General features: G+C 36.8%; 15 protein-coding genes and 1 riboswitch. Of the genes, 5 read left to right on the forward strand and 10 right to left on the reverse strand.

Features of this window, described 5'->3' with window-relative positions; translation table 11 throughout:
- Positions 1 to 127 precede the first annotated feature (127 nt).
- The gene (gene ald, locus ACQKNX_RS12090; RefSeq protein WP_427429070.1) at positions 128 to 1,243 is read right to left on the reverse strand and encodes an alanine dehydrogenase; all 1,116 of its coding nucleotides are present in this window, start codon (positions 1,241 to 1,243) and stop codon (positions 128 to 130) included.
- A 299-nt stretch (positions 1,244 to 1,542) separates the two neighbouring features.
- Between ald and ACQKNX_RS12095 the strand changes: the two genes are divergently transcribed.
- Positions 1,543 to 1,992: a universal stress protein gene (locus ACQKNX_RS12095; protein ID WP_139860572.1), complete on the forward strand. Its 450-nt coding sequence runs from the start codon at positions 1,543 to 1,545 to the stop codon at positions 1,990 to 1,992.
- Between the two features lie 44 nt (positions 1,993 to 2,036).
- On the opposite strand, the gene ACQKNX_RS12100 is transcribed toward ACQKNX_RS12095, so the two are convergent.
- From ACQKNX_RS12100 to mbcS, 5 genes are all read right to left on the reverse strand, one after another.
- Entirely contained in the window at positions 2,037 to 2,966 is a 930-nt protein-coding gene (locus ACQKNX_RS12100) for a class I SAM-dependent methyltransferase (protein ID WP_427429071.1), read from the reverse strand.
- Between the two features lie 88 nt (positions 2,967 to 3,054).
- Complete coding sequence (tpx, locus tag ACQKNX_RS12105; protein WP_427429072.1) at positions 3,055 to 3,558, reverse strand: thiol peroxidase; 504 nt, start codon at positions 3,556 to 3,558, stop codon at positions 3,055 to 3,057.
- Positions 3,559 to 3,934: 376 nt separating this feature from the next.
- Positions 3,935 to 4,540, reverse strand: a complete 606-nt coding sequence (locus tag ACQKNX_RS12110) for an RDD family protein (RefSeq protein ID WP_427429073.1) — start codon at positions 4,538 to 4,540, stop codon at positions 3,935 to 3,937.
- A gap of 12 nt (positions 4,541 to 4,552) precedes the next feature.
- Positions 4,553 to 5,566, reverse strand: coding sequence for a signal peptide peptidase SppA (sppA, locus tag ACQKNX_RS12115; RefSeq protein ID WP_427429074.1), 1,014 nt, complete (start codon positions 5,564 to 5,566; stop codon positions 4,553 to 4,555).
- 184 nt (positions 5,567 to 5,750) lie between these two features.
- A complete protein-coding gene (mbcS, locus tag ACQKNX_RS12120) occupies positions 5,751 to 7,337 on the reverse strand; it encodes an acyl-CoA synthetase MbcS (RefSeq protein WP_427429075.1) in 1,587 nt (528 codons plus the stop codon).
- A 194-nt stretch (positions 7,338 to 7,531) separates the two neighbouring features.
- Positions 7,532 to 7,630: riboswitch (TPP riboswitch) on the forward strand.
- A gap of 90 nt (positions 7,631 to 7,720) precedes the next feature.
- On the opposite strand from mbcS, the gene thiM reads away from it, so the two are divergent.
- From thiM to thiE, 3 genes are read left to right on the forward strand one after another with little or no spacing between them, the layout of a single operon-like run.
- Positions 7,721 to 8,476: a hydroxyethylthiazole kinase gene (thiM, locus tag ACQKNX_RS12125; RefSeq protein WP_427429076.1), complete on the forward strand. Its 756-nt coding sequence runs from the start codon at positions 7,721 to 7,723 to the stop codon at positions 8,474 to 8,476.
- Complete coding sequence (gene thiD, locus ACQKNX_RS12130; RefSeq protein WP_427429077.1) at positions 8,476 to 9,300, forward strand: bifunctional hydroxymethylpyrimidine kinase/phosphomethylpyrimidine kinase; 825 nt, start codon at positions 8,476 to 8,478, stop codon at positions 9,298 to 9,300. The genes thiM and thiD overlap by 1 nt, the downstream gene beginning before the upstream one ends.
- On the forward strand, positions 9,290 to 9,922 hold the full coding sequence (gene thiE / locus ACQKNX_RS12135) for a thiamine phosphate synthase (RefSeq protein WP_427429078.1): 633 nt from the start codon (positions 9,290 to 9,292) through the stop codon (positions 9,920 to 9,922). Before thiD ends, thiE begins: the two co-directional genes overlap by 11 nt.
- 115 nt (positions 9,923 to 10,037) lie before the next feature.
- On the opposite strand, the gene ACQKNX_RS12140 is transcribed toward thiE, so the two are convergent.
- From ACQKNX_RS12140 to ezrA, 4 genes are all read right to left on the reverse strand, one after another.
- Positions 10,038 to 10,250: an alpha/beta-type small acid-soluble spore protein gene (locus ACQKNX_RS12140; protein WP_173477551.1), complete on the reverse strand. Its 213-nt coding sequence runs from the start codon at positions 10,248 to 10,250 to the stop codon at positions 10,038 to 10,040.
- Positions 10,251 to 10,464: 214 nt separating this feature from the next.
- Positions 10,465 to 11,673, reverse strand: a complete 1,209-nt coding sequence (gene thiI, locus ACQKNX_RS12145; RefSeq protein ID WP_427429079.1) for a tRNA uracil 4-sulfurtransferase ThiI — start codon at positions 11,671 to 11,673, stop codon at positions 10,465 to 10,467.
- Positions 11,670 to 12,830 (reverse strand): cysteine desulfurase family protein, encoded by a 1,161-nt coding sequence (locus ACQKNX_RS12150; RefSeq protein ID WP_427429080.1) that lies wholly within the window; start codon positions 12,828 to 12,830, stop codon positions 11,670 to 11,672. The genes thiI and ACQKNX_RS12150 overlap by 4 nt, the downstream gene beginning before the upstream one ends.
- A gap of 308 nt (positions 12,831 to 13,138) precedes the next feature.
- Entirely contained in the window at positions 13,139 to 14,842 is a 1,704-nt protein-coding gene (gene ezrA, locus ACQKNX_RS12155) for a septation ring formation regulator EzrA (RefSeq protein ID WP_427429081.1), read from the reverse strand.
- 199 nt (positions 14,843 to 15,041) lie between these two features.
- Between ezrA and hisJ the strand changes: the two genes are divergently transcribed.
- Positions 15,042 to 15,839 carry a histidinol-phosphatase HisJ gene (hisJ, locus tag ACQKNX_RS12160; protein WP_427429082.1) on the forward strand — a complete coding sequence of 266 codons (798 nt, stop codon included), beginning with the start codon at positions 15,042 to 15,044 and terminating at the stop codon, positions 15,837 to 15,839.
- Positions 15,840 to 15,844: the final 5 nt, after the last annotated feature.

The following is a 15,844-nucleotide window of genomic DNA, read 5'->3' on the forward strand; positions in this document are numbered from 1 at the left end:
CCGTAGCGGACATCAACGACATAGCAAAAAAGTGTTAGATTGACCGCCATCAATCTAACACTTTTTATATCCGTAGGTAACGGTAATGAACCGTATAATTTTTCTATATTTATTTTAGTATTTCATTTTATTTTATTAATTCATCAACATTTACATATGGCAAGTCTTGTGCTTCTGCTACTGCTTTATAAGTAATATGCCCTTCTAATGCATTAACACCCTTTTTCAATGCAGGATTGTCAATACATGCTTGCTTATAGCCTTTGTTTGCTATTTGTAGCGCATATGGAATTGTATTATTTGTTAAAGCAATCGTTGACGTACGTGGTACAGCACCTGGCATATTGGCAACAGCATAATGTACAACCCCATGCTTAATATATGTTGGATCATCGTGTGTTGTAACGCGATCAGATGACGCAAAAATCCCACCTTGGTCAATGGCAATATCCACGACAACAGAGCCTGGTTGCATCGATTGAATCATTTCTTCCGATACTAGCTTTGGTGCTTTAGCGCCAGGAATCAGAACAGCCCCTACAACTAAATCTGAGCTTTTCACTGATTCTGCAATATTATAAGGGTTAGATATTAGCGTTTGTACATCGCGACCAAACATGTCTTCTAATTGACGTAGACGTTCCGGACTTAAATCAATAACCGTTACATCCGCTCCCATACCAACAGCGATTTTCGCAGCATTTGTGCCAGCAATTCCGCCACCAATAACAGTTACTTTTCCGCGTTGTACACCAGATACGCCACCTAATAAAATACCTTTACCACCATGATTTTTCTCTAAATATTGCGCACCAATTTGAGTTGCCATTTTACCTGCAACTTCACTCATTGGCGTTAATAAAGGTAAAGAGCCATTTGCAAGTTGTACTGTTTCATAGGCAATACCTACAACCTTTTTATCTATTAATGCCTGCGTTAACTCACGCTCCGGCGCTAAATGTAAGTAGGTAAATAAGATTTGTCCTTCATAAAAGTAATCGTATTCCGATGCTACGGGTTCTTTTACTTTTAAAATCATTTCTTGAGCCCATGCTTCCTTTGCTGATGCAACAATATGTGCACCTGCTGCCGCGTAATCTGCATCTGTAAAGCTTGAACCTATACCAGCCCCTGCTTCAATATACACTTCGTGGCCAGCATGCGTTAATGAGACAACCCCTGCTGGTGTCATTGCTACGCGATTTTCGTTGTTTTTAATTTCTTTTGGAATACCAATCTTCATATTTCCAATCCCCTTTCATAACCTATGAACTAAGCAATACTTCACCAAAATACGATTCCTCGTAGATGATGACCCCCTTGCACTTCCATCTTACCAAACAAGTGAAAAAAATGCTTTAATTAAAGCAAATACTAATTAAATTCGTAACATTTTTAAAATACTAAATATTAATACTAATTAAGTGAAACGAGGTATTTCATAGTAAACGCCTTTACTTATTCACAAATTTTCTCCGGAAAGTATTTCCTTTAGAAAATGATTTGGTATAATTACATTATACAAATAGGGAGGTAATACAAATGGCTAATCATTATAAAAGCATTGTAGTTGCAGTAGACGGTTCTAAAGAAGCGGAGTACGCTTTTCGTAAATCAATCGATGTTGCGAAACGTAACGAAGGTGCTGTATTAAACCTAGTAAACGTAATTGATACGCGTTCATTCGCTGCTATTGAAGCTTATGACCGTTCAATTGCAGAACGTGCACAAGCTTTCTCAGAAGAATTATTAAATGGTTACAAAAAACAAGCTGAAGATGAAGGCTTAGCAAACGTAAACCTAATAATTGAGTATGGATCTCCTAAAAATATTATTACAAAAGAGCTTTCTAAAATCGTAGATGCAGATTTAATTATTTGTGGTGCTACTGGTTTAAATGCAGTAGAACGCTTCCTAATCGGTTCAGTTTCAGAAGCAATCGTACGTTCAGCTAATTGTGACGTACTTGTTATCCGTACACCAGAAGCTTAATAAGCAATACATAAAAAGGTATCCAAATATGGATACCTTTTTTATTATTTTCCTTCTTGCCACATTTTCACTTTTTCAAAGAACATCGCAAGAGCTTGTTTATTTTGCATATTTGGTACTTTCGCCAACAATACTTCTTTCGGAGCTTTAAAAGCTTCCCCTTGTTTTTGTAAAATAACAATACTTTTTTCAAGTGATTTATTAGCAAACATCGTATCTGGCAATTGAATTATTGCTTGAATCCAAGCATGCTTTTGAATGTACTTATGCAGTTGCTTAGACTGTTCGGATTCAAATAGATGCGTCGGAGCTAGGAAAAATAAATATCCCCCATCCTTCGTATAATTGACAGACTGCTCAATAAATAAATGATGTGCATAGCTCATGCCCTCAGATGCACAAAGCTCATAATCTAACGCCACTTCCTCATTCGGATAGTAACCGACTGGTAAATCACAAACAATAGCATCTACAGGATCTACTAATAGGTCTTGCAAAGCATCCTGTCGATATAAAGAAACTGGTTGCTCTGTTAAATCTGCTGTTGCTGCGGCTAATCGGATAAGTAACTCATCAACTTCCACACCAGATGCCTCTATTTTTCCATCGAGTAAATTCATAACAGTTAACAGTAAGTTACCAGTGCCAACTGCTGGGTCCAACATTGTTAGTTTTTCTTTTGCTAATTGATCCGCAAAAATTTGTTCTACGAAATAGCCAACTAATAGACCAAGAGTATCTGGCGTCATTTGATGATTTGGCTGGGAACCTTTTCGCATACCTTTTAAAATAGCAATTTGAATGGACTTGCGTACGTCTTCTTTCGTTGCACCTTGCTGTGAGAAATCTACATCCCCATCAAGCCAAGCCTCTAGTCCATCAAGTACACCCTCTAATAAAGTCGTATCCTGCTCTTTTTCTATTTTTTCTGCATGCTCATTTAGCATCCCAAATAGTTTTTCAATCTTTTCCATACATAACTTCCTTTCACGCAGAAAAGAGCCGTGACAAACTCTGTCACAGCCCTTTTGTCTAGTATTATCTTAGCCTAAAAGAAGCAAATTATGCTAGTGCTTTAACTGCTGCAATTGCTGCTTCATAGTTTGGATGATCTGTAGCCTCAGGTACATACTCGACATAAGTCACTTTTCCAGCTGCATCTACCACAAATACTGCACGTGCTAGAAGACGTAATTCTTTAATATATACACCATATGCTTCACCGAATGAAAGATCGCGATGATCTGAAACTGTTTGAACTGCATCAATTCCTGCAGCACCGCACCAACGTTTTTGAGCAAATGGCAGGTCAACAGATACTGTATAAATAACTACGTTATCTCCTAAATTTGCAGCTTCTTCATTAAAACGACGTGTTTGTGCATCACATACACCTGTATCTAATGACGGAACAACACTAAACAAACGAATTTTACCTTCTGAATCCGTTAAAGAAACAGGTGATAAATCATTTGCTAATACTGTGAAATTCGGTGCTTGGTCTCCAACCTTTACTTCGTTACCTATTAGTGTTACTGGACCTTTTTTAAATGTAATTTGTGCCATGAAAACGCCTCCTAATCATCATATGTACATAATCTTACTAAATGTAGGGAATTAATTGCAACTAGGACAGCTTATTATAGTGCAAACTTTGTGAATGTTGCACTATGCTACCTATTTCGCATTTCAAATTCCAAAAGAAAAAATGTTAGAATGACTGAAATCAATCTAACACTTTTCTAGTCAGTAATGTTCGCTATGGCGGTGCTTTCCGCGGGCACAATGTAAGCCGCAACCGTCGCTAATCGCGCCACCTGTTGCATCTAACGTTTTGTGCTGTTCCCGCAGGAGTCACCGCCTTCGCTACCATCAACTATTTTACATAATAGAAATTTATGAACTACTTTATCCCTTTTTAAAAATTCAAGTCTTTCCCTGCTCAGGATTCTTCCAATTTATCCTCTACCTTTTCAGGCTCTTGCTCTTTTTCTGTTTCCTGAATTGGCATAGTTGGTTGTGCTGTTTCTTTCGCTACGTATACTTTTTCATGGACAACCGTCGTATCTGCAAAATAATCATGGATGCCTTGGTTGTCAGGTAAAATCGCCACAAAAATATAAAGTGGCATAATGATGTTACTAATTAAACGACCAATCCATTCTCTGAACAGCACATCTGACCATGTAAGTTTGTCATGCTCTAGTGAGATAACGCGTAGCCCGAAAGCCATTTTCCCTAACGTTTGCCCAAAAAATTTCGTCATTAGTACAAAGTAACAATAATAGAGAATAGCTGAAATTATTGAGATAGGTGCATACCAGACCGAATCCGATAGCGACCAGTCCATTAAGTAAAATATCGGATTGACAACGATGCCAACAACAGCTGAAATAATTAATCCATCTAAGACAAATGCCCAAAAGCGCACCCAAAATCCTGCTGTCTTCAATTCATAAGTTGTAGTCACTATTGGTGTCGTTGGCTTATCTAACAGTTCTTGTTGTATCGAGGGTGTCCCTTGCAAAACGAATTCATTGTTTGTCATGGTATGCCCTCCTTAGTATTCACCATATAAGTACATCATTTTAGGTGCCTTGTATTCTGTCATAATTTTCATTAGCATTTTTTCTTCAGCCGATGGACCAAAAAGAGAGCTTACTTTCATACCAATTAATGACGGTAGGCCACCTTGATCATAGCTGTATTCAAATAAAACTGCATCCTCTAAATCGTAATCTTGGCGTAAAGCTGCAATAGCTGCTTGCTCGTCACCAATTTCATCGATTAAGCCTGCTTCAAGTGCCTTTGTACCACCAAGAATTCGACCATCCGCCACTTTTTTCACGTCAGCTTCAGACATATTACGCCCTTGTTCAACAATATCAACGAACTCTTCATATGATTCGTTAATCATATCTTGCATCATAGCGCGTTCTTCTGCTGTAATTTCACGCGTTGGACTCAGCATGTCTTTATGTTGCCCAGATTTAAACGTCTCAAATTTCACGCCAACTTTTTCTGCAAGTTCCTGATAATTAATAGATTGCATAATTACACCAATTGAACCTGTAATCGTATCACGGTGTGCATAAATTTTATCTGCTGGTGCTGAAATGTAGTAGCCACCTGATGCTGCCATCGAATCCATTGACACATAAATTGGAATTTGACGTTCCTCTTTAATTTGTAACAGTTTTTTATAAATTTCTGCCGATTCCTTTACACCACCACCTGGTGAATTAACACTAAGAACAATACCTTGTACTGAATCATCATTTAAAATATTGTCCAACTGATTTAAGAAAAACTGGTGATCATAAGCAACGGTTTGCCATAATGTGTTCGATCCAACATCTTGAATCGTTCCATCAACTTTTAAATAGGCAATACGCTTACTATAATCTTCACCTTCAATAACCGTTTCATAAACATCTAAATTATTTCCAGCGACAATGCTGTCAAAATTACTAAAAAAGTCTGATTTAAATATTGCAAAAATCGTATTAATCCCTAAAGAAAATACTAACAACACAGCTGCAATAGCCAAGGCTATCCACCTTTTCACATTCATACAAACGCCTCCTCAACACGTTATACGTCTAAATATCCAAAACGTTTCACTTTTACGTAATTTTTATGTAAAAATGTTCGGTTGTTTATTATTTTACTATAAATAAATGGGGCTACAACAAAAAATCAAAAGTTCATAAAAAAACATGAACTTTGATTTTCCGACTTTATTTCCTAGGAAATATTTATTGATGTGTGTAATGCGCTTTTTCTTGTTGTCGTAATTCGACACGACGGATTTTACCAGAGGCAGTCTTCGGTAACACTTCTACAAATTCAATCGCACGTGGATATTTATAAGGTGCAGTCAATAATTTCACATGGTTTTGTAACTTTTTAATAAGTGTATCATCCCCAGTCTCATCTTCACGAAGGACTATAAATGCCTTAACAATATTTCCTCTTACTTCATCTGGACTAGCAACAACAGCCGCTTCCTTTACTGTAGGATGTTTCATTAATGCATCTTCTACTTCAAATGGCCCTATTGTATAGCCTGAAGAAATAATGACATCATCTCCGCGGCCCTCAAACCAAAAATAGCCATCAGCATCTTTATATGCACGGTCGCCGGTTATATACCATTCTCCGCGGAATTGTAGGTTTGTGCGTTCAGGATCTTGGAAATATTTTTTAAAGAGTGCAGGTGTTTCACGATGCACTGCGATATCCCCAACAACACCTTCCGATACAGGATGTCCTAGGTCATCGATTATTTCTACTGTATTTCCTGGTGTCGGTTTACCCATTGAGCCGACGCGCGCTTCCATGCCAACCATTGTCCCAACAAGTAATGTATTTTCCGTTTGCCCGTAACCATCTCGAACTTGTATATCAAACGTTTCGGAGAACACTTTTACTACTTCACTATTCAGTGGTTCACCTGCTGATACAGCTTGGCGAATCTCGCTTAAATTATAGTCCTGTAAATTATTGAGTGCTGCCATAAAACGATACTCTGTCGGTGTACAACATAATACATTTACTTTAAATTTTTCAAGCAATGACAAATAAGTTGATGCATTAAATTTACCTTTATAAACAAAGGCTGTAGCACCACTGCCTAAAGTTGCTAGGAATGGACTCCAAATCCATTTTTGCCAGCCGGGTGCAGCAGTAGCCCATACTATATCATTTTCTTGAACACCTAACCAATTCGGTGCTGTTGTCCGTAAATGAGCATAACCCCAGCTATGTGTATGAACAGCTGCCTTAGGATTGCCAGTTGTCCCACTTGTATAGGCTAAAAATGCATTGTCTGTACTTTTTGTCGGTGTAGGATTCGTATAGTCTGTAGGGTGCTCCTCCATTTTTTCAAGCAACGGTTGCCATGGTGCATGAGCATGACCAATAACATATTGCATAATACCCTTTAAGTTTTTTACTTCGTCAAATTGCTCAATATATGGCTCGTAGGCAATTATTCCTTTTGCATTTGCATGTGTAATTCGATATTCGATATCCTTTGTACGCAACATTTCTGAACTAGGGATAATCGTTAAGCCCGCTTTCAATGCCGCTATGTAGACGATATATGCCTCGACAGATCTTGGAACCATAACTAAAAGCACATCGCCTTTTTTTAGTCCCTGCGTAGTAAATACATGGGCCGCCTGATTTGCTTTTTCAAGTAAAGTTGCATATGTAATGTGTTGAATTTCTTCATGATCATTATAAACAATTAATGCATTTTTAGTAGGGTCTTGAGCATATTTCTCAATCTCCTCAACAATGTTATACCATTCTGGTGCGATTAAATCCTGTCTTTTCATAATAACTGCCTCCTTATTGCTAGGTTTATTATAAAACTCATTTTTTATGATTTTCAATGGATGAACCTTATTTTAAGAAAGTCATGACAATTATCATGGTTTATTATATGGCATCAGTCACTGCTTTCCAGTTAATGATAAAATGCTATTGAATACTGTGGATAGGTATGTTACATTTTGGACAACTAAAAACTTCATGATTGCGGGGGGACTCATAGCGAGTTGAGAAGGTAAAACCTGACCCTTTGAACCTGTTAGTTAATACTGACGTAGGGAGCAACACACATCTTATTATTGATGATAAGCTCTTTTTACGTGTATATTTCGCACGAAAAAAAGAGCTTTTTTGCATGCTTACGTCCGTCCAAAAAAGGAGGACTACGATGATTTTTCAAACTATTCGTAAAAAACAGCCACTCATTCATTGTATTACAAATTATGTTGTAGCAAATTTTCAAGCAAACGGCTTATTAGCAATTGGCGCTTCGCCTGTAATGGCAGATGAATCTCTGGAAGTTGAGGAGATGGTATCGATTGCATCAGCCTTATTGATTAATATTGGCACGCTTACTACCCGTACAAAAGAATCGATGTTACTTGCTGGAAAAAAGGCAAATGCGCTAGGTGTACCGATTATTTTGGATCCAGTTGGTGTTGGAGCAACAAATTTACGTAAACAAGTGGTACAGCAATTATTAGAAGCCGTTCATTTTGCTGTTATTCGTTGTAATATCGGTGAGCTTGCCGCTATTGCTGATGTTCATTGGCAACAAAAAGGAGTAGATAGTGGCAGCGGTTCAATATCTGTTGAAGATAAAGCAAAAGAAATTTCTAAAAAATATAATTGTATCGTTATTGTAACTGGTGAAAAAGATTTTATAACTGACGGAGAGCACTCCCAATGGATTATTGGTGGACATGCTCGAATGACAGAAGTTACAGGAACTGGTTGTTTGTTAAGTGCCATTTGCTGTGCAGCTTATATTGCAGGCAATGAGCCATTTTCTCAGTTGTGCAATACATTAACGTGCTATAAAAAAGTGGCTGAACATGCCGCTTCATCTGCGCCATATAACGGTGATTTTGCACTGTCGGTCTTAAATGAATTACACCGTTTATCGAAAGGCGGTGAAAAATAATGCATATTGTAACGACAATAGCCGGCTCAGATAGTGGTGGTGGCGCTGGTATCCAAGCTGATTTAAAAACATTTCAGGAATTAGACGTATTCGGGACATCCGTTATTACTGCTTTAACAGCACAAAACACATTAGGAGTGAACGGTGTACTTCCAATTGAACAAGCTTTTGTAAATAAACAACTTCATTCACTTCTAGATGATTTTTCAATTAGTGCAATAAAAACAGGTATGCTTTTTTCCTCTGATATAATTCACACAATTGCACGAGCTATGTCTAAGTTAAATATTCCGCTTATTGTTGATCCTGTAATGATTGCCAAAGGTGGCGAAAACTTATTACAACAAGAAGCAGTTGAGGCATTAAAAAAAGATTTATTACCTCTTGCGACAATCGTAACACCTAATATCCCAGAAGCAGAGACACTGACTGCTAGAAAAATACACAATTTATCAGACATTCAGCAAGCTGCTCAATCATTATTAAAATTAGGTGTTCAATGTGTCATTATCAAAGGCGGACATTTACATGACGATCATTTTGCAACAGATTATGTATTTTTTGAAGATGGCGAAACATTTTCAATGCAATCTACTCGAATTGCAACGAAAAACACGCATGGAACGGGCTGTACATTTTCTGCTGCATTAACCGCTTTTATTGGTCAGAAAATGCCTTTAAAACAAGCGATTATTGAAGCGAAAAAATTTATTCAACTAGCCATTAGCCATGATTTATCGCTTGGAAATGGCAATGGACCAACGAATCATTTTGCTTACAAAAAATTTCATGATACTTGCGAGGTGACCATACATGAAACGTAGTGACTTACAGCTTTATTTTATAATGGGCACAGCGAATGTGAAAAATAGACAACCTTTAGAAATACTTGAGGCTGCATTGCAAGCAGGTATTACGATGTTTCAATTTCGTGAAAAAGGACAACATGCTTTGACGAATGAGCAATACGAGCATTTTGCACGTCAATGCCAAAATCTATGCAGGAAATATAACGTTCCCTTTATCGTCAATGATGATATCGACCTTGCCCTAAAGCTTAATGCAGATGGTATTCACATAGGTCAAGATGATTATCCCGTCTCACTAGTACGACAAAAAATTGGACAAAGGATACTTGGTGTTTCTGTTCATACAGCTACTGAATTGCAAGTTGCTTTAAAATACGGAGCAGATTATATAGGTATTGGTCCTATTTATGCAACCACATCTAAAAACGATGCCAAACCACCTTGTGGAACGGAATTTTTACATCAAGCACGTAGCATGTATCCGCTGTTGCCGATTGTCGCAATTGGTGGCATTGACTGCCAGAATGCACCTGCTATTATTAAAGCAGGTGCAGATGGTGTCGCTGTTATTTCTGCTCTTTGCGAAAGTAATGACATTCAAAAAACGGCTTCAACTTTCAAATCATTGTATTTATAGCTTTGTTATATGTATGCGCGTAATCGTGTGGCATAAAAAAACTAAATTTAAACAAACTAAAACCAGTGCCTTTTACGGTCACTGGTTTTAAGTTCAATAATTACTTATTCTGCAATTATTGGTTTTTTGGCATACCTTTTAATTGAGATTCTGCCATTTGTACAAGACGTTTAGTGATTTCACCACCAACGGAACCGTTAGCACGAGCTGAAGCGTCAGCTCCTAATTGAACACCAAATTCTTGTGCAATTTCGTATTTCATTTGATCAAGTGCTTGTTGTACACCAGGTACTGCAAGCTTGTTTGAACTACCATTGTTGTTTGTCATGTCTGTCTCACCTCCTTGTGATTATAGAATGTGCGATATTTGTTTTTTAATACGAAAAAAATAAAGGTAAAATGTAACTCTAAAGGAAATTGACTAGAAAATAAAAAAAAGAACCGCCCCAAATACGTTTTTGAGACGGTTTCCTTCTTATTAAATGGCGTTTTTAAATAAATACAAAACAACGATGAATTTATTTGTTACGCCCGTAATTTTTTTATAAAAGATTTGCAAATTTATCTGTAGGCTGCTCTTTTTTCGGGAAAATGTAAACTTCACGGTTTTTCACAGCACGTTCAATTAGGTCATCGAAATCAGAAAAGCTTTCATAATGCTCTACTTTTTCAAGCTTTGGTTTCGTTTTCGGACTAGCAGGTGTGAAAATTGTACAGCAATCTTCAAATGGCTGAATCGACGTTTCATATGTGCCGATCTTCTCCGCAATTTCAATAATGTCTAATTTATCATTCGATATAAGCGGACGTAAAATCGGTGTATTCGTTACAGCGTTAATAGCAGTCAAACTTTCAAGCGTCTGACTTGCTACTTGTCCAAGACTTTCACCTGTTACTATAGCAAGTGCGTTAATTTCTTCACGTACTTTATCTGCAACTTTTAACATCATACGACGTGTTGTAGTCATAGACACATTAGATGGCACTTTTTCTTTAATAAGCACTTGGATTTCTGTAAACGGAATAACATGTAATCGAATACTTGCGCCGAATTTTGTTAGCTCATTTGCTAGCACTTTTACTTTTTCTAATGAATTTTGACTTGTATATGGTGGGCTAAAGAAATGAATTGCCTCTAAACGTACACCACGTTTCATCATTAAATAGCCTGCAACAGGACTATCAATCCCACCTGAAAGCATTAATAATGATTTTCCATTAGAACCAACAGGCATACCACCTGCGCCAGGAATAACTTGCGCCATCATATAAGTTGAATCGTGGCGCACTTCCACTCGTAGCTCTACATCTGGATGTTTCACTTTTACAGATAAATTTTGATATTGAGGTAAAACATGACCGCCAATTTCACGCTGAATACCATGAGAATCTAATGGGAATGTTTTATCTGTACGTTTAACTTCAACTTTAAAAGTTAATTGTTCATGCTTAAATGTATCCATAATCGTAATCGCAAGCTGTTTCATGGCATCCATATCTTTGTCACAAGCAGCAACAGGACTAAATGATTGAATCCCAAAAATTTTCGGTAATCCTTCTACTAAGACTTTCATTTGTGCCTCATCTTGAATGGCGATAAACATACGATCACGTTCTGTACGAATGTGTAAATGCCCTAAATCTGCAAACGCATAGCGAATATTCTCACGTAAACGACGGATAAAATCCATCTTGTTGCGTCCTTTTGTAGATAGTTCGCCATAACGAATTAATATTTCTTTCCAAATCATAATAAAAGTTCTCCTTTTAGTTCCATCAATACTTTTTTGATAGCTAGTATAAATTGTGCTATATCTTCAGATGTTACATGTGCACCAAAACTCACACGAATAACACCCTTTTTAAAATGTTCATCAATATTTAATGCTTCTACAACATGGCTAGTTTTTGTTTGCTTTGACGAACAAGCACTTGATGTAGAAACAATGACACCATATTTTTGTAAGGCATTTATAATTACCTCACCTTTTAAATCACGAACACTAAATGATAAAATATGAGCTGCACTCTCTGGGGTAGATAAAATATGCACAACCTCACCAAATTGCTCTAGCTCAGCACGGATTTCCCGCTGCCATTTACGGTATTTTTCCGCGCGTTCATTCATTGTTTCTACTGCAATACGAGCTGCTTTCGACAGTGCTACTGCTTGCGGAACAGCAACTGTGCCACTACGTAAACCAAATTCCTGTCCTCCGCCTAAAGCATATGGCTGCCATTGCATTTTTTTTCGGAATGCTAAGACACCTGAGCCTTTAAATCCATGAATTTTATGTCCAGATATTGTAATACAATCAGGACCTTCCTCACCGTTAAATGTTAAAGGTAATTTTCCAAAGCTTTGTACTGCATCGACATGAAATGCCGCTCGACTTTCTGCATGGACGATTGTAGCAGCTTCAAAAATAGGCTGAATAGCACCCATTTCATTATTTACATGCATCATACTAACTAAAATAGTATCTTTGCGTATTTTTGCCTTTAGCTCATCCAATGAAATTACACCTTGTGCATTTACATGTAGATACTCTATTTCAAAGCCTTCTTTTTCAAGCTGTTTGACTGATTCTAACACAGAAGGATGCTCTATATCCGTAGTTAAAATATGTTTACCCTTATGTGTGTTGCCACGTGCTAAACCAATAATTGCCGTGTTATTTGATTCGGTACCACCTGAAGTAAATAGCACATTTTTTGCTTCAGTCTTCAAAATATCTGCTACTTGCTCACGCGCACGCATTAATAATTCATTTGATTCTACACCCATGGCATGAATCGATGCAGGGTTCGCATAATACTGTTCATTCACTGCCATAAACGTCTGCATTACTTCTTTATAAGGCTTTGTTGTAGCACTATTATCAAGATAAATTGTATTAACTTTCATTATTTTTCACACACTTTCAAAACGTTGATTTAACGGTATTTATCATAACGCAATCTGTCGCGATTGACTACTAATTATTCTGATTTAGTCATTTATCGTCTCATTTTGATGACCTATATAATGAAAATAACTACCCATTTTAATTTATTTTGACCATAGAATTGCACGAATAAATTTACTTTTTTTGACCATTTAAGCTAAGGCTAACGTTAGTAGCAATAAATAAAATAGCTACCTAAAAAGTTCATTACGTCACTTTTTAGGTAGCTTTCTCTTTTGTTTATTTTCTTTTATTAACTTCGAACTACTTAAGACTTTGTTAGCGTCTCTTCTGCAACAATTGCTTCTATACGCTTTAATGCACCTGGCTCCATTTCCTCTACCGCAGTCCCAGCTTCTTCTAAAGCCTTCGCATAACGGTATTGATGGAATGCTTGTTCCGCTTCTTTTAAACGAGCATTTAATTTTGGATTCGTTGCACGGTGACGGTTGCCATATTGAATAATACGCTCGATAAGCATGACATTCTCAATCAATTCATGTGCCTTCGAATGCACATCCTCAACACAAAGAGTCGCTGCATTCAAGTTATTATGGATTGTTCCCATGTTGAGTGGAACTTCTTGTAGACTTTGCATGACAATATAAATATGCTCAGCAGCCTCATCTAAACGAGCATCCATCTCTTCTGGAATACCAGGAATATTCGCCTTATTTAACAGACGATCTGTTTCTTGTAGTGTTTTTTTCAAGTTTTCCACTTGTGTACGAGCTTTATTTTCATCAATGCGAAGCTTTTTCATTGTATTTGATAAATGCCCTTGCTCTTCATGGATACGCTCAAGCTCTTCGCTAATTTCAATTAATTCCTCTTGTAGACTTGAATAAGCCGATTTTTCCTCCGAAACACGCATTGCCAATAAATCATATCGGCGTTGGAGTGCTTCTAACTGTTTTAAAGCAGCCTTTGGAATCTCAGCATCTTTTTCATTCAAATGGTAACTTTGCTGAACAAATGTTGCTTCATCACTTACTAATCGAGTTGAACTAATAACGTTAGTAATGGATCCTAATAATCGCTCACAATTTTGGTCTACATAATTTTTAGCAATTACTTCTTTTTCAAGTAAATCATAGAAACGGTCAATTTCTTCATTTATTTCAGCAACACGAGGTTTAACAACTGTTAAATTCAGCTCCGCAAGTTCACCTTTTAACGTAGCAAATTCAACTTCCAGTTTGTCCAACGCTTCTGTTAGTTCTAAATGATGCAAGTAGTATGATTGTTCTTCCATTTCACGTTGACCATTGCGCAATTCTTGAACCGCACCTGGTAACTTTACTTGTAGTTCCGTCAAAATAGTTGGAACATCATTGATGTATTCAAATGTCTGCTGTGATTCTTGATTCAAGCTAATGACAATTTCACGCGCCTGCATATAATTCCCTTCGCTAGTAAGTACATCAAATTCCTCAAATTTTTGAATAAACACTTCTAATTTTTGTTCAAGTGCTGGTAAAGCTACCCCAAATGAGTGTTGATGCGCAAGCAATGTTTTACGTGCTGATCGATAATATTCTTTAAGCTGTTCAATTTCAATACGGTTTTTTTCTTCGCTGCCAATTAATTCATTAAGTTCTTCTAAGATTTTATTTTTATCTTTTTCACACTTAAGAATATAATCTTCTATTTCACGTTCTATCAACGTTGCTTTTTTAAAACGAAGACGATTGATTTGATCTTCAGCGTCGAATAGAAGCGAATCAATTTTTGTCATATGTACATCGATGACTTCATCCCAACTATTACGCCACCGTTCAAACATTTCCTCTGTTTCACCATTCATGTTTAAAGATTTAACTTTGGAAATTTCCTCATTTATGGGATTGTTTTGTATTTGTAATTTTTCATTTTCAAGTTGTGAAATGATTGTTGTATGTTTTCTTCGCATCATTAATCCTACTATGGCTAAAATTAATAGTAGGATAATTGGAATGATGATATACTCCATCGTAAGCCTCCTATTCTACAATAAACGAATTGGCTAGTTGTATACATTATATACTATGTTTTCGCCTTTTGTACTAAAATTTGAGTGATTTTCAGAAAAGTGTATTCACGACCTACATATTGACAGTTCCGCCTATGTCATTGAACATAGAGCTTAAATATGTAATTATCATTTTACTAGTTAAAGGAGTGTAATATGTATGAAAAGAGACGGCCATATCCATAGCCCCTATTGCCCACATGGGACATCTGATTCATTTACACAATATATTGAAAAAGCTATTGCTGAAAACTTTACGGATATTACATTTACAGAACATGCACCATTGCCCTCAAATTTTAGCGACCCTACACCCGAACAGGATAGTGGAATGCAACCAGATTTTTTAATGCCGTATTTTGAGGACTTACAGCAACTCCAAAAGCAATACGCACAACATATTCGCATTCGTATTGGTTTAGAGATAGACTATATTCAAGGCTTTGAGCAAGAGACGCGTAACTTCCTTGATACATATGGGCATTTTTTAGATGACTCGATTTTATCTGTGCATTTTTTACAATGGCAAAACATATATGAATGCATTGATTTTTCTGCTGAAAATTTTCTAGCTTTTGCTAAAAAGGTAGGTGCTATTGAACAAGTTTATCACTTATATTATGATACTATCCTACAATCTATAGAAGCAGATTTAGGTCAATACAAACCGAAACGCATCGGACATCCCACTCTTGTTCATAAGTTTCAACTAGCCCATAATACAAAAATTGATGATACTATCCGCATTCAAGAAGTATTAACTACTATGCAACAAAAAGGATATGAGTTAGATTTAAATAGTGCTGGTTTAAGTAAAACATACTGTCAAGAGCCTTATCCACCATTTCCCTTTATCGATTATAGTAAAACGATCGGATTACCTGTCGTTTTCGGTTCTGATGCGCATACCGCTGTTGATCTACATCAGCATTATAAAACTTTATTTCCAATTATATAACTTTT

Source organism: Lysinibacillus sp. NPDC093712 (assembly GCF_050280025.1).
Taxonomy (GTDB): Bacteria; Bacillota; Bacilli; order Bacillales_A; family Planococcaceae; genus Lysinibacillus.